Below are 26,489 nucleotides of genomic sequence, written 5' to 3'. Positions count from 1 at the left end.
AACTCCGGCATGCAGCGATCGGTCCCGCCGATCGATCGCGTTAGCCTTTTCCCGTGGACAGGATGGAACTGGAATCGTTCGTCGCCGTCGCGGAAGAACTCCACTTCGGCCGGGCCGCCGCGCGCCTGCACCGGGGCCAGCCCACCGTCAGCGACGCCGTCCGGCGGTTGGAGAACACCCTGGGCGGAAGGTTGTTCCACCGCACCAGCCGTCGGGTGTCCCTGACCGAGCTCGGCGAAGCGCTGCTGCCGGACGCCCATGCCGCCCTGGCCCAGCTGCGCCGCTTCCAGCAGCGCGGACGCTCCCTGGCCGCCGGGGACCGGATCCGCTCCACGCTCGTCGTCGGCCACGCCGAGTTCACCGGCCAGCAGCTGCTGTTGCGCTGCCTGCCGCAACTGCGCGACCGCTTCCCCGACGTCACGATCGTGCCGGAGGCCATGTCGACCGCGGCCCAGGTGACCGCCCTGCGGGCCGAGGCCATCGGACTGGGCATCGGCTGGGCGACCGGCGACGTCACCGGCGTACGCGCCCGGGTGCTGTCCACCGAGCGGTTCGTGGCGCTCGTCCCCGCGGCCCACCCCCTCGCCGGACGCGCCGAGCTGAGCGCGTCCGAGCTGTCCACCACCGACCTGCTCACCTGGCCCCACCAGATCAACAGCGGTCTCTGCGACCGCCTCCTGTCCGCCTTCCGCATCGGGGGAGCCGACCTGCGCATCATCAGGACCGCCGACAGCGTGCACGCCATCGCCGCGCACGTCGCCGCGGGAACGGGCATCGGCATCACCGTCGAATCCGCACTCGACCACCGGCCGCCCGGCCTGCGCACCATCCCCCTCACCGGCCCGTCGACCACCGTCGACCAGGTGGTCCTCACCCCCGCCGAGCCGTCGGACGCCGCCACGGCACTGCGCGACCTGCTGCTGCACGCCTCGGCGGAGCCGCCCGCGGCCGATCACTGAACGTCCTCCCTGCACCCCGCCGCGCGCGGCGGCGATCCCCTCGCGCGGGGTGGGGGGACCAGACGATCAGGCTGCCCTATTCGTCGGTTCTATGCCCATACGATCCCGATTCGGGATCCGGGCGCACTGTGCGTTGGCTGTGAAGTGGCGGAATGAGGGGGTCCGGGGTGGGGGAGCTGTTCCGAGAAGTTCTATATTCGTACGAACCATCCATGCGCGGCCCTGCTGCGGTTGATTCAGGAGGGGTGCGACCGCGATGGTCGAGACCGAAGGCGCTCCCGGCGCCCCAGCGGAATCCCGCTCATCCCGCACGGCGCGCAGGAAGGCGCAGAACCGCAAGCGCCTCGGCATAGGCGCCGCCGTCATCGCCGCGGGCGGGATCGCCGCCACCGCGGTCGCCTTCACCTTCGGCGGTTCCTCGGGCGCCGAGGCCGGGGGAGACGCCCGGCTCGCCGCCCCCGCCGCCTCGGGCGGGCCGGCCGGCGCCGGCAGGCCGGGTGCCGGAAAGGGCCCCAAGGAGAACTGGGACGGCAAGGTCGAGGTGCTGGGAGACGGCTCCACCTCCTACACCGGCCCCCAGCCGGGGCAGCTCAAGCCCGAGAAGCTCAAGCCCGGCGAGAAGCCGCCGCAGTTCGTGGTCTTCTCCTGGGACGGCGCGCTCGAGGGCGACGACCACCTCTTCTCGCACTTCCGCCAGGTGGCCCGCGAGAGCAAGGCGCACATGACCTTCTTCCTCACCGGCATCTACCTGCTGCCGGACGGCAAGAAGGCGCTCTACCGCCCGCCGCAGCACAACCAGGGCGCGGCGGCCATCTCGTACCCGACCCCCGAGCACGTGAGGACCACGCTCGGGCAGCTGCGCGGGGCCTGGACCGACGGCAACGAGATCGGATCCCACTTCAACGGGCACTTCTGCGGCCCCAAGGGCGGCGGCGACTGGAGCCCGCAGGAGTGGAAGAGCGAGATCGACCAGGCGTACGCGTTCATGAAGAACTGGAAGACCAACACCGGGTTCACCAAGGAGGCGCCCCTGCCCTTCGACCCGGACCGGGAAGTGGTCGGAGGCCGCGCGCCCTGCCTGGAGGGCCAGAAGAACCTCATCACCGCGATCAAGCCGTACGGCTGGCGCTACGACGCCAGCTCCTCCGGCGATTTCCAGATGTGGCCGTCCAAGCAGAACGACATATGGAACTTCCCGCTCCAGCTCGTCCCGTTGCAGGGCAAAGAGGTGCAGGTCCTCTCCATGGACTTCAACTTCCTCTACAACCAGTCCGGCGACAGCACGCAGGGTGATCCGGCGAAGTTCTCCGCCTGGCAGACCCAGACCCGGATGTCGTACATGAACGGCTTCAACCGCGTCTACAACGGCAGCCGGGCCCCGATGTTCATCGGCAACCACTTCGAGGACTGGAACGGCGGCATCTACATGAAGGCCGTCGAGGACGTCATGCGGGACGTCTGCCCGCGCCAGGACGTGCGCTGCGTGTCCTTCCGGGAGCTGTCGGACTGGCTCGACGCCCAGGACCCCAAGGTCCTGGCCCAGCTGCGCATGCTCGACCCCGCGCAGGCCCCGGACTGGAACACCCTGATCAAGTAGCCGGTCGGTTGGCCGGTCGGGCGGGCTCCCGCCCGACCCGCCCCGGCCCGCACCGATCCGCCCGGTTGGTCCTACTTGACCGCCTTGATGTAGTCCGCCCACAGGGCCACCGCCCGCGCACTCCCGGGCGTCGCCGGCGAGTCCCCGCCCAGCCCCGTCAGCGGCAGCGGGATCAGGTCCGTCAGCGACATGCGGTAGACCACCACGGCCGTGGACTCCTGCTCGGTGCTGGCCACGAACCAGCCCGCCGTGTTCGCCGCCGTCGTGCCGGTCTTGCCGGCCGCCCCCGGGTGGGCCTTGGCCGCCGCCTTCGCCGAGCCCTCGGTCAGGGTCGCCCGCAGCGCGTCCGTCACCGCCCGGGCCGTCTTCGCCGACATCGCCCGGCTCGGCTTCGGCCCGTCCAGCGGCACCGCGGCGCCGCCGCGGGTGGCCGAGCGCACCGAGTAGGGGTCGGTGTGCATGCCGTCCGCGGCGAAGGTCTGGTAGGCCGTGGCCATGCGGATCGCGCTGGGCGTCGAGTTCTCCCCGAGCGCGAACGTGGGGATCCGCGGCCCGAGGCTCGGCCCGAGCAGCCCCGACCGCTCGGCGTAGGACTCCACCCGGTCCAGGCCCACGTCGAGGCCGAGCTGCAGCATCGGCGTGTTGATCGAGTCGGCCACGGCCTGGCGCAGGGTCACCTGGCCCCAGTTGCGGTTGCCGTCGTTGTGCCCCTTGACCACCTTGCCGCTGCGGTCCCAGTAGGGGCCCTCGGGCGTCTGCACGGTGACCTGGTCGTTGCCGTCGTACGTACTGGACGGGGAGACGGGCGTGCGGGCCTTGCCGCGCGTGCGCAGCACCCCGTCCTCGAGCGCGGCGGCGTACACGAGGGGCGTGAACGCCGTCCCGGCGGGGATGGTCGTCGCATTCGACTCGTTGAAGCCCTGCTTGAGGTAGTCGGGCCCGCCGTACACCGCGAGGAGCCGCCCGTCGGGGGCGATGCTCGCAGCGCCGATCTTCGCGTACTTGTCCGTGTCGGGGCGCTTCTCGGCGTCGAAGTCCTTCTGCGCCTCCTGGACCGCCGTGGTCAGGGCGGTCATCCGGGCCTGGTCGAAGGTGGTGTAGATCTGGTAGCCGCCGAGATCGAAATCGGACTCCTTGATGTGCCCGGCCTTGATCGTGTACTGCTTGGCCAGCTCCACCAGGTAGCCGGTCTGCGCGCCGGGCATGCCGGCGAGGGACTGGCTCGACGGCTCGGGGAACGCCTTGTACGCGGCCCGCTCGGACGCCGAGAGCTGACCGGTCTCCACCATGCGGTCCAGGATCCAGCTCCAGCGCTCCACGGCCCGCTCGTGGTTCTCCTTGCCGAGGGTGGGGTCGTACAGGCCCGCGCCCTTGAGGAGGGAGGCGAGGAAGGCGCCCTCGCTGGCGTTGAGCTGCGAGACGTCCTTGCCGTAGTAGGCCTGGGAGGCGCGCTGGATGCCGTACGTGCCGCGCCCGAACCAACTGGTGTTGAGGTAGTCCTGGAGGATCTGCTTCTTGCTCGTCCGGTTGTCCAGCTTCAGGGCGAGGAGGATCTCGGTGAACTTCCGGGAGAGGGTCCGGTCCTGGTTGAGGTAGGCGTTCTTCACGTACTGCTGCGTGATGGTGGAGCCGCCCTGGGTCTCGCCGCCCGTCACCGCGGCCCGCACGGCGCGCAGGACGCCGGAGGGGGAGACCCCGGGGTCGGAGTAGAAGCTGGCGTTCTCGGCCGCGAGGACGGCTCCCTGGACCTTGGGGGGCACCTTGTCCAGGGGCATCTCCTGCCGGCTGACCCAGCCCGTGCGGGCCATCGTGGAGCCGTCCGCCCAGTAGTACACGTTGTCCTGCTGTGTCGCGAACGAGTTGAGGTCGTCGGGTATGTCCGTCACGGCGTACGCGATCGTGACGAAGCCCGTCATGCCCAGGAGCGCGTACACGCAGGCGCCCAGCCACTGGCGCCACGACGGCACCCACCGGCGCCAGCCGCTGCGGCCCGGCCTCGGGTACGCGGGCCGCAGGCGGCGCAGCTGCGGGCGCACCGCGGCGAGGACCGGCGCCAGGGCCGACACGAGCGCCGGCGGGAGCGCCCGGCGCCGCCCGGAACCCGTACGGGGCCGACGCCGCGTGCCGGAGGCCCGGCGGCGGCCGGCGGGGGATCCGCCGGTGCCCTCCGGGGTCGCCTGACCCCCGCCTGACCGCCCTCTTCCGGACGTATCCTTCCTGCCCACTGCGAATGCCCCTCTGCCGTGCTTTTCCCGCACACCCTAGAGGGAGATCCTGTGGGCCGTGACGGGTGGTGGGTGCCTTCGCGCCGCAGCCGCCGCCGACGGCGGCCCGGCGGCGAAGCGGAGGCGGCAGGGGCGGGCGCGGGGCGGGTGCCGCCGGAGAGCAGACGCAGAAGCGGAACGCAAAGAAAACGTCGCCTACTTGTGCGAAGATTCCGTCCCCCGGTTCGAGTGGACCGGGTGACAAGGGGAAATGCAGTGATACCAAAGAGGTTCAGGCTCGCCGCCGGTGCGGCCCTGACCGTTGCCCTGGTGTCGGGAAGCCTGTTCGCCTACTCCGCCACCGCGGAGCCCGGGCCACACGACGCCGACCGCGCGACCGCCGACACCTTCGGCCGCCTCGCCACCGACGTGCTGTCGCAGCGCACCGACGCCCTCGTCGAAGACCAGGCAGGGCGCCACAATTCCGGGCATTCGGGTCATAACTCCTCGAAGGCCCGGATGTCGGACCAGCTGAAGAAGGACGAGGCCGCCGCCCTCCAGTCGCTGCGCTCGCGCAAGACGCGGCTGGCGGAGCTCGGCGAGGCCTACACCGACGCCGACACCACCGTCGCGGTGGACAAGGCCACGGTCGCGGGCGGCAAGGCGACCGTCCAGGTCACCGAGCACACCACGCTCACCTACAAGAAGCTGCGCGGGGACGAGCCGGCCAACACGGACTTCAAGACGAAGTACGAGCTGACGCTCACCAGCAAGAAGGGCGGAGCCTGGGAGCTGACCTCCATCAAGTCCCAGGACAGCGGCCCCGTCGCGGTCAACGAGCCCGTGACGGCGAAGGTGGCGACCGTCAACGACGACGGCAACCAGTACCCGGACGGCACGCCCGCCTCCACCAAGTACCCCGCCCCCGCCAATCCCAAGGCGAAGACCGGCGGCGCCTACGACTACGCCGCCATGGCGAAGTACGCGGAGAAGTACTGGAGCAGCTACAACCCGGCGTACCGGAAGTTCAACGGCGCCGGGGGCGACTGCACCAACTTCATCAGCCAGGCGCTGAAGGCGGGCGGTTGGAAGCCGGTTCCCGGCTCCTCCTCGGACTACCGCAACTGGTGGTACGACGGCACCCGCCAGTCCGACTCCTGGGTCGGCGCGAACGAGTGGGCCTGGTTCACGCTGTCCAACCAGCGGGCCGCCAACCTGGCCAACGTCTACCAGGCGGACGTCGGTGACATCGTGCAGGTGGACTTCAACAAGGACGGGTCCAAGGACCACTCCATGATGGTGACGTACCGCAGCGGCGCCGGAATGCCGTACCTCACCTACCACTCCACCAACACGTACCGGAAGTCGCTGGCGAGCATCATCGCGTCCTACCCGGACGCGCGCTACTTCGCGTACCGCACCTGACCGGTGCCGCCCGGCCCCTCCTGCCGCGGAGCCACCCGGCAGGAGGGGCCGGCGGCCGCACCGCTCGCGGACCCGCGCGCCGCGCCGACGGCCCCGCCGCCTTGACGCGCGGCCCGTTGCCCGGCGAGCGTACGGGGCGGCGTGCAAGGTCAGGCGCAGAGGCTTTCCGAGCGGAGGTCACCCGTGGGCGAGAACAAGCGGCGCATGCTGGCCGGCGACTGGTACCTCCCGGACGATCCCGAGCTCGCCGCCGAGACCCTGCGCCGCACCGAGCTCTGCGCGCGGTACAACGCCCCCGGCCCGCTCACGCCCGGGGAGCGGGACGCCATCCTGCGGCAGCTGCTCGGCTCGGTGGGCGAGGGGGTGCGGATCCGGCCGCCCTTCCACTGCGACTTCGGCCGGTACGTCCATATCGGCGCCGGTACGTTCGTCAACTTCAACGCGGTCTTCCTCGACACCGCACCGATCACCGTCGGCGCCGACGTCCAGATCGGGCCGAACGTCCAGCTGCTGACGCCCACGCACCCGCTGGACCCGGAGCCCAGGCGGGCCGGCTGGGAGCGCGGCCTGCCGGTGAGCGTGGGGGACAACGTCTGGCTGGGCGGCGGCGTGATCGTCTGCCCCGGCGTCACCATCGGCGAGAACACCGTCGTCGGCGCCGGATCCGTGGTCGTGCAGGACCTGCCGCCCGGAGTGCTGGCCGTCGGGAACCCCGCCCGGATCGTGCGCACCCTCGGCCCCGGCGAGTCGGGGCCCGGCCGCCCGGCCCGCGTCGGCGCCGGCCCGGGCTCCTGACGGACGGCTTGCGGCAGTGCGGCGGCTGTCCCATAGTCCGAGGTATGGACGCGCGCGAAGCCGCGCTCCGGCAGGCGCACGACCACGCCCTGCGCTGGCTGGCCAGCCTGTCCGACCGCCCGGTCCCCGCCCGCGCTGCGGTCGAGGAGATCGTACGCGCGCTCGGCACCGAACTGCCCGACGGGCCGAGCACCCCCGCCGACGTCGTGGACCTGCTGGCCACCGCCTGCGAGCCCGGGCTCACCGCCTTCCCCAGCGGCCGCTTCCACGGGTTCGTGGTCGGCGGTACGGAACCGGCCGCGCTGGCCGTGGACTGGCTGGTGAGCGCCTGGGACCAGAACTGCGTGATGCGCGCCGCCTCACCGGCGTACTCGGCCGTGGAGGACATCTCCGGCGCCTGGCTGCTCGACCTGCTCGGCCTGCCGGGCGGCAGCGCCGTCGGCTTCACCACGGGCGCCACGATGGCCAACTTCACCTGCCTGGCCGCCGGCCGCGACGCGGTGCTGGCCCGCGCCGGCTGGAACGCCGGCCGCGACGGGCTCCCGGGCGCGCCGGCCGTGCACGCCGTCGTGGGCCGGGACCGGCACATGGCCGTCGACATGGCGCTGCGCTACCTGGGGCTCGGCGCCCCCGAAGCGGTGCCGGCGGACGACCAGGGCCGCATCCGGCCCGAGGCCCTGCGGCGCGCCCTGGCGGCCGGGGAGCCCGGCGGCCCGACGCTGGTGGTCCTGCAGGCCGGGGAGATCCACACCGGGGCCTTCGACCCCTTCGCCGAAGCCGTCGCCGCCGCTCGCGAGGCCGGCGCATGGGTGCACGTCGACGGCGCCTTCGGGCTCTGGGCGGCCGCCTCCCCGGCCCTCGCCCACCTCGCGGCCGGCTGTGCCGACGCCGACTCCTGGGCGACCGACGCCCACAAGACCCTGAACGTCCCGTACGACTGCGGGCTCGCGATCGTGCGGGACGCGGCCGCGGTCCGGGCGGCGATGGGCCTGCGCGGCGACTACCTCATCCAGGCCGACGAGGGAGACCCCATCGACAAGGTCCCGGAGCTGTCCCGGCGCGGCAGGGCCTTCACCGTGTGGGCCGCGCTGCGGTCCCTCGGCCGGTCGGGCGTGGCCGAGCTGGTCGAGCGGCTGTGCCGGCACGCCCGGGCCTTCGCCGACGGCATCGCCGCGATCGACGGCGCGAACGTCCTCAACGACGTCGTCTTCACCCAGGTGTGTGCCGAGTTCGGCAGCGAAGCGCGCACGGAGCGGGTCCTCACCCGGCTGCTGGCGGACGGTACGACCTGGATCAGCGGCTCCACCTGGCACGGCCGGCGCGTCATGCGGATCTCGGTGAGCAACTGGTCGACCACGGACGAGGACGTCGCGCGCGCCCTCGCCGCGGTCCGCCGTGCGGCGGCGGCCGCCTGAGGAGCCGCCCCGGGGCGTGGAGGGTCGGGGGCACGGCGTTCGCTGTTCCGGCCGCCGCCGCACGCAGGAGTCGGATGCGGCTGCGGGGGTAGGCGCGTGCGCAGGAGGGAGGGGGCCGGTTCACGGATCAGGGAAGGACGTGCGCCATGCTGGTGCTGGGTTTGCTGCTCTTGGGGGCGACCGGGGTCTTCATCGGGCTGCTGGTCGCGGACAACACCGACGGTCCGATGTACCACGTGACCGTCCTCGGCCAGGGGATCGCCACCCTGAACGGGCTCGCCGTGTTCCTCGCCGGGATCGCGCTGACGCTGATCCTCGGCCTCGCCCTCCTCATGATCAAGGCGGGCGTCGCCTCGGCCCGCCGCCGCAGGCAGCTCCTGCGCGACGGCCGCCGGCCGGCGCCGCCCGCGACGCACGAGCCGTACCCGCCGAACGGGCGCGGCGAGTTCCACGAGCGGCGGCCGGACGCCCCGCAGGACCAGCGGAGCGACGGCGACGCGGACCTCGGCCGCGGCGGCGACGAGGCGCCCGCCCGCACCCGGCGCTCCCGCAGGCGTCTGCGCTTCGGCCACTGAGCTCGGCCACTGAGGAGGAGCGCTTCCGATGGGCACCGCCGAGGTGACCGCCGCACTGCTGCGCGACCACGGCCGGACCTACGCCGACGAAGCCGGGATCACCCTGCGCGACAAGCCCGCCCCGCTGTACCGGTTGCTCGTGCTCACGGTCCTGTGCTCGATCCGGATCCGCGCGGAAACCGCCACCGCCGCCGCCCGGGAGCTCTTCGCGGCCGGGCTGCGCACGCCCCGGGCGATGGCCGGCTCACGTTGGCAGGACCGGGTGGACGCCCTCGGGCGGGCGCACTACGTCCGGTACGACGAGAGCACGGCCACCGCCCTCGGCGAGGGCGCGGAGCTGGTGCTCGACCGCTTCCACGGCGACCTGCGCCGTCTGCGGGAGGCCGCTTCCGGCGACACCGCGGAGCTGCGCGCGCTCGTGCAGGAGGTGCCGAGGATCGGGCCGGTCGGCGCGGACATCTTCTGCCGGGAGGTCCAGGCCGTGTGGCCGGAGCTGCGCCCCTTCTTCGACGAGCGCTCCTGTGCGACCGCGGCCGATCTGGGGCTTCCGCCCACCCGGGAGGGCCTGGGGAAGCTGGTGCAGCCGGAGGACCACGCCCGGCTGGCGGCGGCCCTCGTCCGCGTGAGCCTGACCAGGGGCGCGGCCGAGTCCTTGCGCGCGGCGGCCTAGCGGCGGCCCGCCCGGGCGAGCCCCACCGGGGCGTGGTGTCCGTACTCCGGCCGCACCGAGCCGGGCGCCGCCCCCAGGGCAGTCCTCCACGCCTCGGCGAGGTCCTCGGCGAGGGCGGCCAGGGTGGCGAAGACCCGCGCTTTCCCGCGTCCGCGCGAAACGCCGGGCTCCTCGGACCAGTCGGCTCCGCCGAAGTCGGCCGCGCCGCACAGGGACAGGGCCGCTTCCTCCGGGGGCTCCGGTACGTCCGGCTGCTGCGCGCGCTGCGGCGGCGCGTCCTGCGACGCCGCCGCCCGGGCGCCGGCCCGGCGGGCGTGCCGGCGGGGTCCTGAGGGAGCCGGACCGGCCCGCTCAGAAGGTCTCGTTCAAGGTGTCCGCCGGGCGGCTGCGCGCCGCCCGGGTCGCCGGCAGCGCCGCGGCGGCCACCGCGCCCAGGACCGCCCCGAGGACCACCGCGGCCAGCACGGGCAGCGGCGGCAGGGTCGCGATGCCCGCGCCGATCCCGCTCGCGGCGCCCTGCCGGTCCACCAGCCAGCGACCGGCCAGCGCTCCGACGGCCGTGCCCGCCGCGGCGGACACCAGCGCGGTCAGCCCCGCGGCCGTCACGATCACCGCCCCGATCTGCCGGGGTGTCAGCCCGATCGCCTTCAGCGCGAGCAGGTCCCGGCCCCGCTCGCGCACGCCGGTGCCGATCAGCGTCAGCAGCTCCGTCAGCCCGATCAGGGCCAGCACCCCGATCAGGGCGGCGATCACCGCGCGGGCGGGCTCCAGCCGGTCCGCCGGATTGGGCGTCTCCCGGACCTCCAGGGCGCCGCCCGCCGCCGCGGCGAGCCCGCTGCGCACGGCCCGCGGGTCCGCCCCCTCCCGCAGCACCACGGCGTGGAAGCCGGTCCGCAGCTGCTGATCGCCCTCCCGCAGCGCGTCGAGGGTCGTGGTGATGACGCGGCCGCCCGACTCGGGCTCGAGGGTGCGGCCGACGAGGTGCAGGATCTGCGGCCGTCCCTCGACGGTCATCCGCACCCAGTCCCCGACCCTGACGCCGAGCAGGTCCAACAGCCCCTGACCGGCCACGGCCTCGTCCGGGCCCTCCACCGCGCGCCCCTCCACCACCGTCGAGGGGTACGGGTGCCCGGCCGTGCCCAGCCCGCGGAGGGTGATGGTGCCCGTCTGGCCCGGTACGAGCGCCGCGGTCTCGGCGCCGGGGTGGACGGCGGCCACACCCGGGACCGCCATGAGGGCCTGCTCCACCTCCGCGTCCGAGGGGCCGGCGGGCTGCTCTGCCCGCACGGTCAGCGCCGCGGGCAGCCCCACCCGGGCGGGATGGCTGCGGAACTGGTCCAGGGTCGACCACGAGACGAGGGCGACGGTGATGAGCGCCAGCGGCAGGGCGAGCCGCAGCACCGCCGCCGGCGTCCTGCCCCGGCGCTGGAACGCCGCGCGCCACCCCAGGACCAGGGCGGGGGAGACCCGCATCCCGAGCGCCCGCCTGCCCAACGCGGTCAGCGGCGCGGCAGAGGGCAGCGCCGCCCGGGCCACCGGCACCGGCGGTACGCGTCCGGCCCGCCAGGCCGCGAGCCAGGTGGCCGCCGCGATCAGCAGCAGCGCCCCGCACGGGACGCCGATCATCAGCGCGCCGTGGCCGGGCAGCCCCTGCCACAGCTTCGCCGCGGCCCCGATGCGCCCCGGTATGCGCGAGCCCAGCAGGGCGATCGCCGCCGTTCCGAGGGCCACGCCGAGGAGCGCGAAGGCCAGGTGCTGGAGGAGGAAGCCGCGGACGACCTGCCCGGGGGTGAAGCCGACGGCCTTCAGGACGGCGATGTCCCTCAGCTGGCCGCGGACCCGCGCGGCGATCGCCCCCGATGCGGCGAGCGCCGCCGCGAGCAGCGCCCCGAGCCCGAAGACGGCGAACATCTGCCCCAGGAGCCGGTCGTCGCCGCCCGCCTCGGCCCGGGCCTGCCGCCACGTGGTGACCCGGGCCACCCGGTCGGCACCGAGCGCGGTCACGGCGCGCTGGACGAGGAAGTCGGTGTCTTCCGGATCCGCCAGGCGCAGCCCCACGCTCTGCCCCGTGTCCCCCCGGGCGATCGCATCGAGGGTGCCGGCCGGCACCCAGCCGGTCCCCGGGGCGCCACCGGGCTGGTAGCGGGGCTCGGCCGCCTCCGCGATGCCGCTCACCCGCAGGGCGTGCGCGGCGCCGTCCGGCCCGGTCACGCGTAGCGTGTCCCCCGGCTCGGCCCACAGCGCCCGCGCGACGGAGCGCTCCAGGACGACGCTGCCGGCCCCGCCCGCGCCGCCGCCTTCCGCCGGGGCGGGCCAGCCGCCCGCGGTGAGGAGCGGCCGCGCCGTCTGCGGGGGCTCCGCCGCGGCGGCGCGCAGCGTCACCGCGGCCCGCGCACCATGCGATTCGACGGTGGTCGCCGCCGTGCGGAAGGGCCCCGAGACGGAAGCCACCCCGTCCAGGCCGGCCAGGGCGTCCGTGGGCGCCCCGCCGCGGGTGTGCAGCCAGATGTGCGCGCCCCGGGACTCGTTGAAGATCCGCTGCCAGGGGTGCGCGGCGTACCCGAACAGGGCGCCGGCCAGCAGGAGCGAGGCGATGATCCCGGCGCTGGCCAGGACGACGAAGAGGGCTTCGCCGCGGTGCGCGCGGAAGTCGGCGTGCGCCCAGCGCAGCGTGGCCCGCACGTCAGTCCTTCAGTTCCAGTACGCCGGAGACGCCCCCGGACGCCGCACCGCGCCGCCCGGCGCCGGCGGCGGGCCCGTACCCGAGCGGCGCGTCGTCGGCTATGCGCCCGTCGAAGAAGCTGATGACGCGGTCGGCGGCGCTCGCCATCCGGGCGTCATGGGTGACCATCACGATGGTCTGGCCGCGCTGGTGGAACCGCGAGAGCAGCCGCAGCACCTCGCGCGTGCCCTTGCTGTCGAGGCTGCCGGCCGGCTCGTCGGCGAGCAGCAGGGCCGGGTGGTTGACCAGCGCCCGGGCGAGAGCGACCCGCTGCTGTTCGCCGCCCGACAGCTCCCCGGGCACCGCCCGCTCGCGCCTCTCCAGGCCCAGCTCGGCGAGGAGCTCGCGCCGGGAGTCGCGGGCGGCCCGCGGGGAGGCGCCGGCGAGCAGGGCGGGCAGTTCCACGTTGTCGGCGACGGTGAGGTTCGAGACCAGGTTGAAGAACTGGAAGACGACGCCGATGCTGCGGCGCCGCAGCACCGCCCAGCGGGCCTCGCCGTACCCGTCGACCCGCTGCCCGTCGAGCCACAGTTCCCCGCCGTCGGGCCGCTGGAGCCCGCCGATCAGGTGCAGGAGGGTGGACTTGCCGGCCCCCGACGGCCCGGTGACGGCCACGAACTCGCCGGGCCGCACGGTCAGGTCGACCCCGCGCACCGCGTGCACGGGCCCGCCCTCGCCGTGGTGCGTCTTGGTCAGTCGCTCGGTGCGTACGACGGGCACGACGGGCACGACGGGTCCGACAGGTGCGGTGGGCACGGCGGGAGCGGCGTCGGCGGTGTGGGCGGCGTCGCTCATTCCAGCTCCTCCTGGCAGCGTTCCAGCCAGTCGAGGTCGGCCTGCAGGTGCAGCATGGCGCCCTCGATCAGCAGGTGGGAGATCTTGTTGTCGCGGTCCTCGGCCGCGGCCAGCTTCGACAGGTCCCGCATGGTGTTCAGGTACTGCCGCCGCTGTTTGTTGATCAGCGCGATCGGGTCGGCCAGACCCGACTGCGGCGCGAGGGCGAGCTTCATGAAGAACTCGTCCCGTACCCGCGGCTCCTCGGCGGTCTCCTCGAACCAGGCCAGCACGGCCTCGCGCCCGGCGTCCGTCAGCCGGTAGGTGCGCTTGTTGGGCCGGCCCGACTGCTCGACGTCCTCGCCCTCGATCAGCCCGCTCTTCTCCAGCCGGCCGAGGGTGACGTAGATCTGCCCGACGTTCGGCTGAGGGTACGCGGCCCCCAGGAGCTTCTCAAGGTCCTGCTTCAGCTCGTAACCATGGGCCGGGCCACGGGTGAGGAGTGCCAGGAGCGGCAGCCGCACTCGCTCCCCCTTCCTTCCCGCTCCGTAGTCGACCGTTCACCGGGCGGGGGCCGGTCCGCACCGCCGTCCGGCCCTCCCACCTGGACCTCTAGTATCGCCCATGCCTAACAGGTATATATAGGCCCCACAGTTCGGCGGCCGGTCGGCGCGCAGCCGGACCGTGTACGGGAGGAACCTATGCGGTGGATGCGTGCCGCGGGAAGAGCTCTCCTGGTCGCGGCGGTGGTGCTGGCGGGTCACGCCGGTTTCGGCGCCCGCACCGACTCCGGGGCGGCGGCCGCCGGGGCGCGCGGCCCCATGACGCTCGTGACGGCGGGCGATCTCACCGGCTACCTCTCCCCGCTGCTCGACGACTGGAACCGGGGCCATCCCGGGGAGCGCGTCACCCTCGTGGAGCTGCCCGATTCGGCCGACGAGACCCGGGCCCAGATGATCAGCGAACTCCGCTCGGGCAGCCATCGCTTCGACGTGCTCAACATCGACGTCGCGTGGACCTCGGAGTTCGCCGCCGCCGGATGGATCGCCCCGCTGGAGCGCGCCCGCTTCCCGCTGGAGACCTTCCTGCCGCCGGTCGTCGACACCGCGACCTTCGACGGCCGCCTGTACGCGGTTCCGTACGTCACCAACGCGGGGCTGCTCTACTACCGCAAGGACATCCTGGACCGCGAGGGCGAGGCGCCGCCGCGCACCTGGTCCGAACTGGCCCGCCAGGCCCGCACCATCGCCCCGAAGTACGGGCTGGGCGGATACGCCGGCCAGTTCCTGCCGTACGAAGGGCTCACGGTCAACGTCACCGAGGCCGTGCACTCGGCGGGCGGATCGATCCTGCGGGACGACGGCGCGCTGGTGGCCGTGGACTCGGACGCCGCGCGCGCAGGACTGCACTTCCTCGCGGACGGCGTGCGCGACGGCTGGATCCCCCGTGAGGCGCTCGGCTACAAGGAGGAGGAGTCCCGGCGGGCCTTCCAGGAGGGCCGGCTGCTCTTCCTGCGCAACTGGCCCTACGTGTACGCCGATGCCGGCGCCGCCGGCTCGGAGGTGGCCGGCAGGTTCGGCGCCGTGCCCCTGCCCGGGCCCGACGGGCCGGGGGCCAGCGTGCTCGGCGGCTCCAACCTCGCCGTCAGCAGCCATGCCCGCCATCCCGCCTCGGCGGCCGATCTGATCGCCTACCTCACGAGCGAGCCCGTCCAGCGGCAGGTCCTCACCCGGGGGTCGCTGCCGCCGGTGCGCGCCGCGCTGTACGAGGACCCCGAGCTGGTCCGCGCCTACCCGTACCTGCCCACCCTGCGCCAGAGCGTGCTGTCGGCGGTGCCGCGGCCCAAGAGCCCGCGCTACGACCAGGTGAGCCTCGCCGTGCAGGCCGTGGCGCAGGACCTGCTGGCGCAGCGCCGGACGCCCGAGCAGGCGGTCGCGCGACTCGCGCGCGAGCTCGGATCCATCTCCCGCAAGGGCTGACCCCACCTCCTGCTCCTCCCCGCACTCCGGGTGGGTTCCCGCAAGGGCCTCTACTTACATGTTAAGTAGAGGCCCTTCGTTTTGCATCGGGATGCATCCGTGACGTATCCGCACAAAACACCCCAGATTGCGGCCGTTTCGCGGCGCATCGTTGACACCTTCCGGTTACCGCTACTTAACATGCATGCATAACAGCGCACCTGACAGCGCACCTGCTCAGGGCGCTCTCGCATTCAGCAGAAACAGGTCGACGCGAGATGCTCCGCACCCTTCCGGCCGACATCGGCCACCCCTCCCGCAACGCCCGCACCCCCGACGCCTGGTGGCGCGACGCGGTGATCTACCAGGTCTACGTCCGCAGCTTCCTCGACAGCACCGGGGACGGCATCGGCGACCTGGCCGGCGTCCGGGCCGGGCTCCCCTACCTGCGCAAGCTCGGTGTCGACGGCATCTGGCTCAGTCCCTTCTACCCCTCGCCGCAGCACGACCACGGCTACGACGTCGCCGACTACTGCGACGTCGACCCCGTCTACGGAGACCTCGCCGAGTTCGACCGCCTCGTGGCCGACGCCCGCCGCCTCGGGCTCAAGCTGCTGCTCGACATCGTCCCGAACCACTGCTCCAGCGAGCACCCGTGGTTCCGCGAGGCGCTCGCCGCGGAGCCCGGCAGCGCCGCCCGCTCCCGCTTCCACTTCGCCCCCGGCCGCGGCCCGGACGGCGCGGAGCCGCCCAACAACTGGCGCGCCATGTTCGGCGGCCCCGCCTGGAGCCGGACCACCGCGCCCGACGGCGCCCCCGGCGAGTGGTACCTGCACCTGTTCACGCCCGAGCAGCCGGACCTGAACTGGCGGGACCCGGCCGTCGGCGACGAGTTCGAGCGGGTTCTGCGCTTCTGGCTGGACCGCGGCGTCGACGGCTTCCGCATCGACGTCGCCGCCGGCCTGTTCAAGCACCCCGACCTGCCCGACTCCGACGACCCGGGGGCCGACGAGCGGGCCCGCGACGCCGTCAACCAGCTGGCCTGGAACCAGCCCGAGGTGCACGGCGTGTGGCGCCGCTGGCGCGCGGTCTGCGAGGAGTACACCGCCCGCGACGGCCACGAGCGGCTGCTGGTGGGCGAGGTGTCCGTACCGACCGCACGCGAGCACGCCGAGTACGTCCGCCCCGACGAGCTGCACCAGGCCTTCTTCTTCGACCTGCTCAGCGCGCCCTGGGACGCCGGCGCCTTCCGCGCCACGATCACCGAGGCGATCCGCGACATCGCCGGCACCGGTTCCACCGTCACCTGGGTCCTCAACAACCACGACCAGGTCCGCACCGTCACCCGCTACGCGGGAGAGCCCGGCGTGGAGGGCAGCGGACTGGGCGCCGCCCGCGCCCGCGCCGCGGCCCTGCTGATGCTCGCCCTGCCCGGCGCCGCGTACGTCTACCAGGGGGAGGAGCTCGGCCTGCCCGAGGTCCTCGACCTGCCCGACGAGGTCCTCACCGACCCGATCTTCCACCGCACGGGCAGCCGCAAGCACATCCGGGACGGGTGCCGCGTGCCGCTGCCCTGGTCCGGGCACGCCTCCCCGTTCGGCTTCACCCAGGGCGCGGGCGGCGCCCGGCCGTGGCTGCCGCAGCCCGCCTGGTTCGCCGAGCACGCCACCGACCGCGCCGTCGCCGACACCCGCTCCTTCTGGCACCTCTACCGCGAAGGCCTCCAGCTGCGGCGCAGCCTGCCGCAGCTGGGCGACGGCACCCTGCGCTGGCTGGACGCGCCCCCGCAGGTCCTCGCCATCGCCCGCGGCGAAGGCCTGGTCTGCGCCGTCAACTTCGGCACGGAGCCCGTACCCGCCCCGGTCGCCGGGCCCCCGCTGCTCGCCAGCGGACCCTGCCCGGACGGTCTGCTGCCGCCCGCCACCGCCGCCTGGTGGACGGCGGACTGCCCGACCCCCTGACCCCGCCCCCTGCCGGCGCGACCCCCGCGAACCCCCTCCGCAGCCGGTCCGCAGCCTCCCGACCTCCTCGAAAGGGAACCCCTCATGCGACGACCCAGCACCACGCCCCGACGCACCGCGGCCGCCACGTCCGCCGCCCTCCTCCTCGCCCTCGCCGCCACCGCCTGCGGCGGAGGTACGACCGGCCCCGCATCCGGCGGCGAACTCAGCGGCCAGACCGTGACCGTGGCCGGCGTCTGGACCGGCAGCGAGCAGAAGAACTTCAAGAAGGTCCTGGACGCCTTCACCGCGAAGACCGGCGCCAAGACGGTCTTCGTCCCCTCCGGCGACAACGTCTCCACCTTCGTCGGAAGCAAGATCGAGGGCGGGAACGCGCCCGACGTGGTGATGGTCCCCCAGGTGGGCGTCCTGCAGCAGTTCGCCAAGGCGGGCTGGCTCCAGCCCCTGTCCGACGGGGCCGCAGCCACCGCGGGCTCCACCCTCGCCCCCGTGTGGAAGAACTACGGCACCGTCGACGGCACCTACTACGGCCTGTACTTCAAGGCCGCCCACAAGTCCACCGTCTGGTACGCCCCCGAGGCCTTCTCCCAGGCGGGCGTCGGCGAGCCCAAGAGCTACGCCGACCTGCTCAAGGCCGGCCGCACCCTCGCCGACTCCGGCCGCCCGGCCTTCGCGATAGCCGGCGAGGACGGCTGGACCCTCACCGACTGGTTCGAGAACCTCTACCTCTCCCAGGCGGGACCGGAGAAGTACGACCAGCTCGCCCAGCACAAGATCAAGTGGACCGACGACAGCGTGGTCAAGGCGCTGACCACCCTCGGCGAGCTGTTCAAGGACAAGCAGCTCGTCGCCGGCGGCGCCGAGACGGCCCTGCAGACCGACTTCCCCTCGTCCGTCGAGCGGGTCTTCGGCCCCGAGCCCAAGGCGGGCATGGTCTACGAGGGCGACTTCGTCGGCGGCGTCGCCAAGGACCAGTTCGGCAAGACTCCCGGCAAGGACGCCAGGTTCTTCCCCTTCCCGGCCGTCGACGGCGGCAAGGCCCCGGTCGTCAGCGGCGGCGACGCGGCCGTCGTGCTCAAGCAGGGCAAGAACGCCGCGGCCGGCATGAAGCTGCTGGAATTCCTCGCGAGCCCCGAGGCGGCCGAGGTCTGGGCCGGCGCGGGCGGCTTCCTGTCCCCGAACACCAAGGTCGCCCCCTCCGCGTACGCGGACGACACCGCCCGCGCCACCGCGCAGTCACTCGTCGCGGCCGGCGACTCGGTGCGCTTCGACATGTCGGACCAGGCGCCGGCCGCGTTCGGCGGCACCAAGGGGGCGGGGGAGTGGAAGCTCCTGCAGGACTTCCTGCGCGACCCCTCGGACCCGCAGGGCACGGCCGCCAAGCTCGAGGCCGAGGCCGCCAAGGCCTACGGCAACTGAGGCGACCCACCATGGCTGACACCGCCACTGCCCCCCTGACCGCCCGGGCCGCGGCCGACCCGCGGCGCCGGGCCCTGAGAAGGAAACGCCGCCTCGCGGTCGTCTTCGTCCTGCCGGCCCTGCTGCTGCTCGGCGCACTCGTCGTCTACCCGGTCCTCTTCTCCGTCGGCCGCAGTCTCTTCGACGCCGGCGGCGACCGGTTCGTCGGAGCCGGCAACTACGCGGCGATCGTCCGCGACCCGGCCACCCTCAAGGCGATCCGCAACAGCACCCTCTGGGTCGTCGTCGCCCCGACCCTGCTGACCGGCCTCGGGCTGCTGCTCGCCGTCCTCACCGAGAAAGTGCGCTGGGCGACCGCCTTCAAGCTGGTGCTCTTCCTGCCGATGGCCGTGTCCTTCCTCGCCGCGGGCATCATCTTCCGCCTCGCCTACGAGCAGAACCCCGACCGGGGCGTCCTCAACGCGGCGGTCGTCGCGGTCCACGACGCCTTCCACGACTCCGCCGCGTACCCGACGGCCAGGGCCCGTGAGCACCGCGGGCTGGCGGGTGGACCGGGAGGGCCTTACAGCACCGAGCAGACCGTCCGCCCCGGCGAATCGGTGAGCCTCGGCCTGGTCGGGGTGGCCCCCGAGGCCGTCCCCGCCGGGGCGCGCGCCGCGGCCGCCCCGGCCCCCGGGGCGGGCTCGATCACCGGACTCGTCTACCTCGACTTCGCCCCCGGCGGCGCCGGCACCCCCGGCGCGGTCGACCCCGGCGAGAAGGGCCTGCCCGGGATCACCGTCGAGGCCGTACGGGACGGCCGGGTGGCCGCGACCGCCACCGCCGCCCCGGACGGATCGTTCCGCCTCACCGGACTGGCCGACGGCGCGTACACCGTCCGGCTGCCGGCTGCCAACTTCGCGGCCCCCTACCGGGGCGTGGACTGGCTCGGCCCGGCCCTGGTCACACCGGCCATCATCGGCGCGTACCTGTGGGTGTGGACCGGCTTCGCGATGGTCCTGATCGGCGCCGGACTCTCGGCCATCCCGCGCGACGCCCTGGAGGCCGCCCGGATGGACGGCGCCAGCGAGGGCCAGATCTTCCGCAGGATCACCGTGCCGCTGCTCGCACCCGTGCTCACCGTCGTCTTCGTGACCCTGGTGATCAACGTGATGAAGGTCTTCGACCTCGTCTACATCATCGCCCCCGGCCCGGTCCAGGAAGAGGCGAACGTCCTGGCCACCCGCATGTGGCTGGTCTCCTTCGGCGGCGGCAACGACCAGGGGCTCGGCAGCGCGCTCAGCGTGGTGCTCCTGCTGCTCGTGGTCCCCGCCATGGTCTTCAACATCCGGCGCTTCCGAAGGAGCGGAGCATGAGCAGCCACAGCACCGTCGAGCGCCGACGGCCCCCGCGCACCCGGGCCGACCGGTCCGGGCCCGCCGCCCCGGCCGGCCCGCCGCCCGGCCCGCGCCACCCCCGCCGCCCGCCCCGGCTGCGGCGCCTGCTCGGCAGCTCGGCCGTCCAGGCCGTGCTGGTCCTGGTGGCCCTCGTATGGATCACGCCCCTCGCCGGGCTGCTGCTGTCCTCGATGCGCTCCGAGCAGGACAACGCCTCCAGGGGCTGGTGGACCGCGCTCACCGACCCCTCCCGGCTGTCCCTGGACAACTACACCGCCCTGCTGAAGGACTCGGGCATCGCAGCCGCGTTCGGCAACACCGTCCTGATCTCGGTGCCCGCCACCGTCCTCGTCGTCGGGATCGCGGCACTCGCCGGATACGCCTTCGCCTGGCTGGAGTTCCCCGGCCGGGACGGCATCTTCCTGGTCGTCGTCGGACTGCTGGTCGTCCCCGTGCAGATCGGGCTGCTGCCGGTGGCCAAACTCTTCGGCGCGATCGGGCTGTTCGGCACCATTCCGGGCGTGGTCCTCTTCCACGTCGCCTACGGGCTGCCGTTCGCCGTCTTCCTGCTGCGCAACTACTTCGCCGAGATACCGCGCGAAATGCTGGAGGCCGCCCGGATGGACGGAGGCAGCGAATGGCGGATCTTCTCCCGGCTCGTCCTGCCGCTCGGCCGGCCGGCCATCGCGAGCCTGGCCATCTTCCAGTTCCTCTGGGTCTGGAACGACATGCTCGTCGCGCTGCTCTTCGCGGACAGCGGGTCCCAGCCGCTCACGGTCGCCCTGCAGTCCCAGATCCGGCAGTTCGGCAGCAACATCGGCGTCCTCGCACCGGGGGCGTTCCTGTCCCTGGTCGTCCCGCTGATCGTCTTCTTCGCCTTCCAGCGGCATTTCGTCCAAGGCGTGATGGCCGGCTCGGTCAAATGACGACCCGGCCGGGGCGGGCGGTGCACGCCGCCAGGAGCGGGCAGGGGAGGCGACGGCGGTGCACAGCAGTGCGATGCTCCGCTCGAACCTCGCGTCCTCACTCCACCGGGGCATGTCGGCCCGCCGGCAGCTCCGGCGCCGCGTACTTCCCCGCCGCGATCCCGGCCCCCGGCCGCTGATCCGTTCGGGCAGCACGAAGGAGCGGCCCCTCGCAACCGCCGTGCAGGCGACGAGGGGCCGGCGGTACGGCGGGCAGGTGAAAGCGATGCCGGTGCGGGGGGCGGTCGCCGTGACCGGGTACACGTAGCGGCGACGACCGGACCCGCGGGGAGAGGCTGAAGGCATGACGAGCGACGCCGCGCACGGACCGGCAGCGGCCGCAGAGGACCTGCACACCTCGGCCAAGGGCTGGCACGGCATCCAGCTGGCCGTCCTCGGCTTCATCGGCCTGTGCGGCGTGCTCAAGGGCAGCGGACCGGCAGGGGTTCCGCGCACCGTCCAGGTGGTGGCCGGGCTGCTGGCGCTGAGCTCCCTCGCCACCGCCTGCTGCGCCATCTTCCTCGTCGGCCTCGCTGCCTGGCCCCTGTACCGGGGCGGGGTCCGCCCGGCCGACCCGGGGCGCACCGGTCGTGCCCTGCGCACCGGGATCGCCCTCACCTTCACGGCCGTCGCGCTGCTCGCCCTGTCGGCGGGCGCTTCCTGGTGGCCCACACCCGAGAAGAAGAAGGAGGGCGCGGCGCGCAGCCTCGTCCGCGTCAGCACCGAGGCCGGTACGGTCTGCGGGTCCCTCGGCGAGAGCGACTACGGGCGCGTGGCCCTTCGGACGGCCGACCGCACCGTCACCCTGGCCCTCGGGGAGATCACCGCCCTGCAGCCCGTGTCCTCCTGCGGCTGACCCGCCCGCGGAACAGCGGCATGCCCTCCTCGTTGGGCCTCGGCTTCACACAGTGAAGTGCCCGCGGCTTGGCAACGTTGTCATCTCGATGAGAATCCGCTCCTTGACGGTCCTGGGACTGCCGAGTTGACTGCGTCCACCTCGGCCGCAGGGATACGGCCTCGTCAGGGAGGTTTACCTCGTGAACACGTTCATGCGCCGCCGGGCCGCCGTGGCCGCCGCCGTCTGCGCCGCCCTCGCACTCTCCCTCACCGCCTGCGGCGGCTCGGAGGACGCCGATGCGAGACCCGGCGGCTCCGCGAAGGGCTACGCGGTCAAGATCGGCCTGCTGCTGCCGGAGAACCAGACCGCGCGCTACGAGAAGTTCGACAAGCCGCTGATCGAGAAGGAAGTCGCCAAGCTCACCCGCGGCAAGGGTGAAGTGGTCTACGCCAACGCCAAGCAGAACGCCGCCACCCAGAGCGCCCAGGTCGACGCCATGGTCGCCAACAAGGTGAACGCCCTCATCATCGACGCCGTCGACTCCAAGGCCATCGCCGAATCCGTCAAGAAGGCCAAGGCGGCGGGAATCCCGGTCGTCGCCTACGACCGCCTGGCCGAGGGCCCGATCGACGCGTACACCTCCTTCGACAACGAGGACGTCGGCAGGGTCCAGGGCAAGGCGCTCCTCGACGCGCTGGGCGACAAGGCCAAAGACGGCCAGATCGTCATGATGAACGGCTCGGTCACCGACCCCAACGCCAAGGGGTTCAAGGCCGGCGCGCACGCGGTCCTCGACGGCAAGGTGACCGTCGGCCGGGAGTACGACACCGTCGACTGGAAGCCGGAGAACGCCCACACCAACATGACCGCCGCCCTCACCGCGCTCGGCAAGGGCAAGGTGGTCGGCGTCTACTCCGCCAACGACGGCATGGCCGGCGGCATCATCACCGCCCTCAAGGCCGCCGGAGTCTCCCCGCTGCCGCCGGTCACCGGCCAGGACGCCGAACTCGCCGCCGTCCAGCGCATCGTCGCGGGCGAGCAGTTCATGACCGTCTACAAGCGGTACGCCCCGGAGGCGGCCGCCGCGGCGGAGATGGCCGTCGACCTCGCCCTCGGAGAGAAGATCGACGGGATCGTCAACCAGCTGGTCGACAGCCCGACCAGCAAGGACGTGCGCTCGGTGCTCGTCCCCGGAACCCCGCTGACCAGGGACAACGTCCGCTCCACCGTGGTCGTCGACGGAGTCTGGACGGTCTCCGAGATCTGCACCGAGAAGCTCCGGGCCGCATGCGAGGAGATCGGCCTGACCTAGGCCGTGGCTCCCACCTCTTCTTGGGTCCGGAGGCATGAGGGTCTCCGCCGTGCTCGTAGACCTGTGACGTGGCATTCATGAGCACCCCGCACTGCTGCTTCCTGTGCGGCACGGGCTACTACCTGGCCGGCGTACTCGACCAGATGCCTGGCGCCCGTGGTTTGGGGTTGGACACATCGGTGCGCGCGCTGCGCTTGGCAGCCCGTGCCCACGACCGAGCTGCCGCGGTGGCCTGGGAGGTGTTCCGTCCCTTCCCGCCGGCCGACGGGGCAGCCGATGTCGTGCTCAACGTGTTCGCCCCGCGCAATCCGACCGAGTTCCACCGCCCATCGACCCGGACCCACCGGCACGCCACGCATGCAGCCCGGCCGGAGCAGGACATACAGCCCGGCCGGAGCAGGACATCAGCGCTGTCACCTGCCGGAGCAAGAACGAAACTCCGGCTACGCGGTCCACGGCATCCGCACGGTGATTCCCGAGCGTGCCGATCAGCAGGCCTACCGCAAGAGGACAGGCCGCAGCGGCGGACGGCCCCGGACTCTGGATACCGAGTGGAGTCGAGAGACGCGACCTACTCGCCCTCGACGTTGGCCACCATCGTGCGCAGTACCTTGAGCGCGGCCACGTACTCCTCGTCGCTGACGCCCCGGTGGACCACGGCGCGTACCTCGGTCGCCAGCTCACGGAGCCGCACTCTGGCGGCCTCCCCGGCATCGGTGAGGTGCAGGCGCTGCCCGTCATCGATCCTGAGCCACTCGCGGTGGAGCAACTGGTCCACGGCCCTGGCGATCTCATGCGGCCCGTCGGCGAGGTGCGTCAGGGAAGCGACGATCTCCTCGCGGCTCGGCGCCGCGGGGCTGCCGTCCACGCGGTTGAGCACCCAGTACTGCGGCTGCGTCGCGTCGATCCTGGCCATCGCATCACGCAGATGCCGGGTGACGGCCGCATGGACCAGGCCGCTCCAGTAGCCGACCGGCTGAGTGGCCAGCATGTCGTCGGTGGCGGCCGGGTTCGCCGGCGCCTGGTCAGTGGCGTTTCCGATCAGTGACATGATCACGACGCTACATCTCCCCGGCGCGCCGAACCATCGGAAATGCGGCATTCACTGCCACGCGTCCCGGGCGCCCAGCGGACCCGCCTTCCGGTCCGTCCGGCCGCCGTGAGAGGGTCGGCGGCGTCCCGCGGCCCGCAGGCCGGACCGGACCGTGACCGCGGGCCGCGACAGGGCCGGGGGCCGGAACGGGGCCGGGCCGGAAGGAGACAGGGTGGCAGGCAGCACGACCACGGCAGTGGTGCTGGTGGCGGACGACGACGCCGCCATCCGGCGCTCGCTCGAACGCGGCCTGCGCCTCAGCGGCTTCACCGTGCTCCTCGCCGAGGACGGGCCCACCGCCCTCGCCGCCCTCGCCGCCCGCCCCCCGGACGTCCTCGTCCTGGACGTCTCCATGCCCGGCCTCACCGGTACGGAGGTCTGCCGCACCCTGCGCGAACGCGGCGACGAGACCCCGGTCCTGATGCTGTCGGCCCTGGACGAACTGGCCGACCGCGTCGCCGGCCTCCAGGCCGGCGCCGACGACTACCTCGTCAAACCCTTCGCGCTGGAGGAGCTGGTGCTCCGCCTGCACGCCCTGCTGCGCCGCAGCCCCGCCCGCAGCGCACAGGACGTGCTGCGCGCCGGGCCGCTGGAGATGGACCAGGCCACCCGCAGGGTCCGCAACGCCGGGGCCGAGGTCCACCTCACCCGGCGCGAGTTCGAACTGCTCGCCACCCTGGTGCGCAACGCCGACATCGTGCTCTCCCGCGACCAGCTCCTGGACCGGGTCTGGGGCTACGACTTCGCGGTGCGCACCGACGCCGTCGACACCTTCGTCAGCTACCTGCGCCGCAAGCTGGAGGACGGCGGGCGCCCCCGGCTGATCCACACCGTCCGCGGGGTCGGCTTCGTCCTGCGCGTGCCCGCTGCCGGGGACGCCGCCCCGTGAAGCTCGCCACCCGCATCGCGCTCTCGGTCACCGCGGTCATGCCCCTGCTGGTCCTGGCGGCGGGCCTGCTCGTCCTCGGGCTCGTCAGCCGCGACCTGCGCCAGCAGCAGGACACCCGGCTCCACGACCGCGCCTCCGCGGTCCTGCCGGACGTACGGGCCCTGCTCGCCGCCGACCGCAACGGCCGGACCAAAGCGGAGCAGAACCAGCACCGCAAGGTCCTCGGCGACGCCCTCGACACCGGGATACGGGTCCGCAGCGCGGACGGGACGGTCGTCCTGGAGGGCGGCCCGCAGCCCGCCGAGTCCGTACGGCTGCCGGAGCGGACCCCGGACGGCCCGGTCACGGTCCGCGCCAAGGGGCGCGCCTGGCGGGTGCTCAGCGTGCCGGTGGCCGGGCCCGCCCCCGGCAGCCTGTGGCTGTACACGCCCGCCTCCGCCACCGACCCGCAGCTCGCCGTCGTACGCCGCCGCGTGCTGCTGGTGGCCCTGCTGGCCGCCCCGGTCTCCGGGCTCCTCGCGTACGGGCTGGCCCGGCGGGCCACCGTCTCCGTGCGCAGGCTCAGCCGCCGGGCCGCCGAACTCGACCCCGCGGCCGGGGCGGCCGCCTTCGCGGGCGCACCGGCGAGGATCGCGGAGGTGGACGAGCTGTCCGCGGCGATCGGCCAGCTCCTCGCCCGCTACGACGAGCAGGCGGTGCGCACCGCGCAGGCGCTGGACACCGCCCGCTCCTTCTCCTCCGCGGCCTCGCACGAGCTGCGCACGCCGCTGATGAGCATGCAGACCGACCTCGACGTCCTGGCCGCCCACCCCGACCTTCCCCCCGAGGAACGCGCCGAGGTGGTGCGCGACCTGCGCAGCGACCACGCCCGGCTGCTCGAACTCCTGACGGCGCTGCGGATGCTGGCCCTCGGCGACCTCGTCGAGGTCTCCGCGTTCGCGCCGCTCGACCTCTGCGAGCTGGTGGACGCGGCCGTCGGCGAGACCGCCCGCAGCCACGGCGAAGCCCGTCTGGACGCGGAGCTGCCGACCGAACTGCGGGTCATCGGCTGGGACGCCGGGCTGAAGATCATGCTGGCCAACCTGCTGCGCAACGCGGCCGTGCACGGCCGCCGGCCCGGCGAGCCGCCCCGGATCACGGTCCGGCTGCACGCCCGGGGCTCCTGCGCGGTGCTCACCGTCGACGACGAGGGGCCGGGCGTGCCGCCGGCCGAACGCGAGGCCGTCTTCCGGCGCTTCCACCACCGGCCCGGCAGTCCCGGATCCGGCCTCGGGCTCACCCTGGTGGCCCAGCAGGCCGCCCTGCACCACGGCACCGTCACGGTCGGCGACGCGCCCGGCGGAAGGGGGGCGCGCTTCGAGGTGCGCCTGCCGCTGGCCTCGGCGGACGAGCCGACCCTGAGGCTCCCCTTGCGCCGCGACTGGATCTCCCGGGACCACTGAACCACCGCCGGCCCGCCGTCGGTCAGGCAGCACCGGAGGGCAGGGGTACGGGCCGGTTGCGGGATCACAAGGAATCCACAAAAACGGTCCCTAGCTTCGT

At 73.4% G+C, this 26,489-nt stretch carries 21 protein-coding genes and 2 pseudogenes; 18 read left to right on the top strand and 5 right to left on the bottom strand.

Features of this window, described 5'->3' with window-relative positions:
* Positions 1 to 62 precede the first annotated feature (62 nt).
* Together AB0953_RS22840 and AB0953_RS22835 are read left to right on the top strand one after the other, a co-directional pair.
* Positions 63 to 959 carry a LysR family transcriptional regulator gene (locus AB0953_RS22840; protein ID WP_366861460.1) on the top strand — a complete coding sequence of 299 codons (897 nt, stop codon included), beginning with the start codon at positions 63 to 65 and terminating at the stop codon, positions 957 to 959.
* 256 nt (positions 960 to 1,215) lie between these two features.
* Entirely contained in the window at positions 1,216 to 2,556 is a 1,341-nt protein-coding gene (locus AB0953_RS22835; protein WP_366861372.1) for a hypothetical protein, read from the top strand.
* A 71-nt stretch (positions 2,557 to 2,627) separates the two neighbouring features.
* On the opposite strand, the gene AB0953_RS22830 is transcribed toward AB0953_RS22835, so the two are convergent.
* Positions 2,628 to 4,472, bottom strand: coding sequence for a transglycosylase domain-containing protein (locus tag AB0953_RS22830; protein WP_366861459.1), 1,845 nt, complete (start codon positions 4,470 to 4,472; stop codon positions 2,628 to 2,630).
* A 564-nt stretch (positions 4,473 to 5,036) separates the two neighbouring features.
* On the opposite strand from AB0953_RS22830, the gene AB0953_RS22825 reads away from it, so the two are divergent.
* From AB0953_RS22825 to AB0953_RS22805, 5 genes are all read left to right on the top strand, one after another.
* A complete protein-coding gene (locus AB0953_RS22825) occupies positions 5,037 to 6,185 on the top strand; it encodes an amidase domain-containing protein (protein ID WP_366861371.1) in 1,149 nt (382 codons plus the stop codon).
* 183 nt (positions 6,186 to 6,368) lie between these two features.
* The gene (locus AB0953_RS22820) at positions 6,369 to 6,980 is read left to right on the top strand and encodes a sugar O-acetyltransferase (protein ID WP_366861370.1); all 612 of its coding nucleotides are present in this window, start codon (positions 6,369 to 6,371) and stop codon (positions 6,978 to 6,980) included.
* 44 nt (positions 6,981 to 7,024) lie between these two features.
* Positions 7,025 to 8,395 carry a pyridoxal-dependent decarboxylase gene (locus tag AB0953_RS22815; RefSeq protein ID WP_366861369.1) on the top strand — a complete coding sequence of 457 codons (1,371 nt, stop codon included), beginning with the start codon at positions 7,025 to 7,027 and terminating at the stop codon, positions 8,393 to 8,395.
* A 146-nt stretch (positions 8,396 to 8,541) separates the two neighbouring features.
* On the top strand, positions 8,542 to 8,970 hold the full coding sequence (locus AB0953_RS22810; protein ID WP_366861368.1) for a hypothetical protein: 429 nt from the start codon (positions 8,542 to 8,544) through the stop codon (positions 8,968 to 8,970).
* A gap of 28 nt (positions 8,971 to 8,998) precedes the next feature.
* Complete coding sequence (locus tag AB0953_RS22805; RefSeq protein ID WP_366861367.1) at positions 8,999 to 9,640, top strand: endonuclease; 642 nt, start codon at positions 8,999 to 9,001, stop codon at positions 9,638 to 9,640.
* A 351-nt stretch (positions 9,641 to 9,991) separates the two neighbouring features.
* On the opposite strand, the gene AB0953_RS22800 is transcribed toward AB0953_RS22805, so the two are convergent.
* The 3 genes from AB0953_RS22800 to AB0953_RS22790 are packed head-to-tail and all read right to left on the bottom strand — an operon-like array spanning position 9,992 to position 13,660.
* Positions 9,992 to 12,322 (bottom strand): FtsX-like permease family protein, encoded by a 2,331-nt coding sequence (locus tag AB0953_RS22800; RefSeq protein ID WP_366861366.1) that lies wholly within the window; start codon positions 12,320 to 12,322, stop codon positions 9,992 to 9,994.
* A 1-nt stretch (position 12,323) separates the two neighbouring features.
* Entirely contained in the window at positions 12,324 to 13,157 is an 834-nt protein-coding gene (locus AB0953_RS22795) for an ABC transporter ATP-binding protein (RefSeq protein WP_366861365.1), read from the bottom strand.
* Positions 13,154 to 13,660: a PadR family transcriptional regulator gene (locus AB0953_RS22790; RefSeq protein ID WP_366861364.1), complete on the bottom strand. Its 507-nt coding sequence runs from the start codon at positions 13,658 to 13,660 to the stop codon at positions 13,154 to 13,156. The genes AB0953_RS22795 and AB0953_RS22790 overlap by 4 nt, the downstream gene beginning before the upstream one ends.
* 177 nt (positions 13,661 to 13,837) lie before the next feature.
* Between AB0953_RS22790 and AB0953_RS22785 the strand changes: the two genes are divergently transcribed.
* The 9 genes and pseudogenes from AB0953_RS22785 to AB0953_RS22745 all read left to right on the top strand — a co-directional run.
* The gene (locus AB0953_RS22785) at positions 13,838 to 15,115 is read left to right on the top strand and encodes an ABC transporter substrate-binding protein (protein WP_366861363.1); all 1,278 of its coding nucleotides are present in this window, start codon (positions 13,838 to 13,840) and stop codon (positions 15,113 to 15,115) included.
* 257 nt (positions 15,116 to 15,372) lie between these two features.
* Entirely contained in the window at positions 15,373 to 17,055 is a 1,683-nt protein-coding gene (locus AB0953_RS22780) for a glycoside hydrolase family 13 protein (RefSeq protein WP_366861362.1), read from the top strand.
* A gap of 84 nt (positions 17,056 to 17,139) precedes the next feature.
* On the top strand, positions 17,140 to 18,474 hold the full coding sequence (locus AB0953_RS22775; RefSeq protein ID WP_366861361.1) for an ABC transporter substrate-binding protein: 1,335 nt from the start codon (positions 17,140 to 17,142) through the stop codon (positions 18,472 to 18,474).
* Positions 18,475 to 18,485: 11 nt separating this feature from the next.
* Complete coding sequence (locus tag AB0953_RS22770; protein WP_366861360.1) at positions 18,486 to 19,829, top strand: ABC transporter permease subunit; 1,344 nt, start codon at positions 18,486 to 18,488, stop codon at positions 19,827 to 19,829.
* The gene (locus AB0953_RS22765) at positions 19,826 to 20,776 is read left to right on the top strand and encodes a carbohydrate ABC transporter permease (RefSeq protein ID WP_366861359.1); all 951 of its coding nucleotides are present in this window, start codon (positions 19,826 to 19,828) and stop codon (positions 20,774 to 20,776) included. Before AB0953_RS22770 ends, AB0953_RS22765 begins: the two co-directional genes overlap by 4 nt.
* Before the next feature lie 343 nt (positions 20,777 to 21,119).
* Positions 21,120 to 21,671 carry a hypothetical protein gene (locus AB0953_RS22760; RefSeq protein ID WP_366861358.1) on the top strand — a complete coding sequence of 184 codons (552 nt, stop codon included), beginning with the start codon at positions 21,120 to 21,122 and terminating at the stop codon, positions 21,669 to 21,671.
* 193 nt (positions 21,672 to 21,864) lie between these two features.
* Positions 21,865 to 22,965 (top strand): substrate-binding domain-containing protein, encoded by a 1,101-nt coding sequence (locus AB0953_RS22755; RefSeq protein ID WP_366861458.1) that lies wholly within the window; start codon positions 21,865 to 21,867, stop codon positions 22,963 to 22,965.
* A gap of 104 nt (positions 22,966 to 23,069) precedes the next feature.
* A pseudogene (locus AB0953_RS22750) lies at positions 23,070 to 23,291 on the top strand (methyltransferase type 11); the annotation flags it as partial.
* Positions 23,292 to 23,421: 130 nt separating this feature from the next.
* A pseudogene (locus AB0953_RS22745) lies at positions 23,422 to 23,517 on the top strand (IS5/IS1182 family transposase); the annotation flags it as partial.
* A gap of 19 nt (positions 23,518 to 23,536) precedes the next feature.
* On the opposite strand, the gene AB0953_RS22740 reads toward AB0953_RS22745, so the two are convergent.
* A complete protein-coding gene (locus AB0953_RS22740; protein ID WP_366861457.1) occupies positions 23,537 to 24,019 on the bottom strand; it encodes a MarR family transcriptional regulator in 483 nt (160 codons plus the stop codon).
* A gap of 211 nt (positions 24,020 to 24,230) precedes the next feature.
* On the opposite strand from AB0953_RS22740, the gene AB0953_RS22735 reads away from it, so the two are divergent.
* Both AB0953_RS22735 and AB0953_RS22730 read left to right on the top strand, forming a co-directional pair.
* Positions 24,231 to 24,947 carry a response regulator transcription factor gene (locus tag AB0953_RS22735; protein ID WP_366861357.1) on the top strand — a complete coding sequence of 239 codons (717 nt, stop codon included), beginning with the start codon at positions 24,231 to 24,233 and terminating at the stop codon, positions 24,945 to 24,947.
* Positions 24,944 to 26,389, top strand: a complete 1,446-nt coding sequence (locus tag AB0953_RS22730; protein ID WP_366861356.1) for a HAMP domain-containing sensor histidine kinase — start codon at positions 24,944 to 24,946, stop codon at positions 26,387 to 26,389. The genes AB0953_RS22735 and AB0953_RS22730 overlap by 4 nt, the downstream gene beginning before the upstream one ends.
* Positions 26,390 to 26,489: the final 100 nt, after the last annotated feature.

Origin of the sequence: Streptomyces sp. NPDC046866, from assembly GCF_040704625.1 — a bacterium.
Lineage (GTDB): Bacteria > Actinomycetota > Actinomycetes > Streptomycetales > Streptomycetaceae > Streptomyces.
The sequence above is the reverse complement of the archived record's forward strand: the minus strand, read 5'-3'. Positions and strand labels throughout refer to the sequence as shown.

Coding starts and splice junctions, on each gene's coding strand:
- AB0953_RS22815 (WP_366861369.1), top strand. CDS start 7,025: ATGGACGCGCGCGAAGCCGCGCTCCGGCAGGCGCACGACCACGCCCTG.
- AB0953_RS22795 (WP_366861365.1), bottom strand. CDS start 13,157: ATGAGCGACGCCGCCCACACCGCCGACGCCGCTCCCGCCGTGCCCACC.
- AB0953_RS22810 (WP_366861368.1), top strand. CDS start 8,542: ATGCTGGTGCTGGGTTTGCTGCTCTTGGGGGCGACCGGGGTCTTCATC.
- AB0953_RS22830 (WP_366861459.1), bottom strand. CDS start 4,472: ATGACGGGCTTCGTCACGATCGCGTACGCCGTGACGGACATACCCGAC.
- AB0953_RS22780 (WP_366861362.1), top strand. CDS start 15,373: ATGCTCCGCACCCTTCCGGCCGACATCGGCCACCCCTCCCGCAACGCC.
- AB0953_RS22775 (WP_366861361.1), top strand. CDS start 17,140: ATGCGACGACCCAGCACCACGCCCCGACGCACCGCGGCCGCCACGTCC.
- AB0953_RS22785 (WP_366861363.1), top strand. CDS start 13,838: ATGCGGTGGATGCGTGCCGCGGGAAGAGCTCTCCTGGTCGCGGCGGTG.
- AB0953_RS22760 (WP_366861358.1), top strand. CDS start 21,120: ATGACGAGCGACGCCGCGCACGGACCGGCAGCGGCCGCAGAGGACCTG.
- AB0953_RS22755 (WP_366861458.1), top strand. CDS start 21,865: ATGCGCCGCCGGGCCGCCGTGGCCGCCGCCGTCTGCGCCGCCCTCGCA.
- AB0953_RS22835 (WP_366861372.1), top strand. CDS start 1,216: ATGGTCGAGACCGAAGGCGCTCCCGGCGCCCCAGCGGAATCCCGCTCA.
- AB0953_RS22765 (WP_366861359.1), top strand. CDS start 19,826: ATGAGCAGCCACAGCACCGTCGAGCGCCGACGGCCCCCGCGCACCCGG.
- AB0953_RS22805 (WP_366861367.1), top strand. CDS start 8,999: ATGGGCACCGCCGAGGTGACCGCCGCACTGCTGCGCGACCACGGCCGG.
- AB0953_RS22770 (WP_366861360.1), top strand. CDS start 18,486: ATGGCTGACACCGCCACTGCCCCCCTGACCGCCCGGGCCGCGGCCGAC.
- AB0953_RS22840 (WP_366861460.1), top strand. CDS start 63: ATGGAACTGGAATCGTTCGTCGCCGTCGCGGAAGAACTCCACTTCGGC.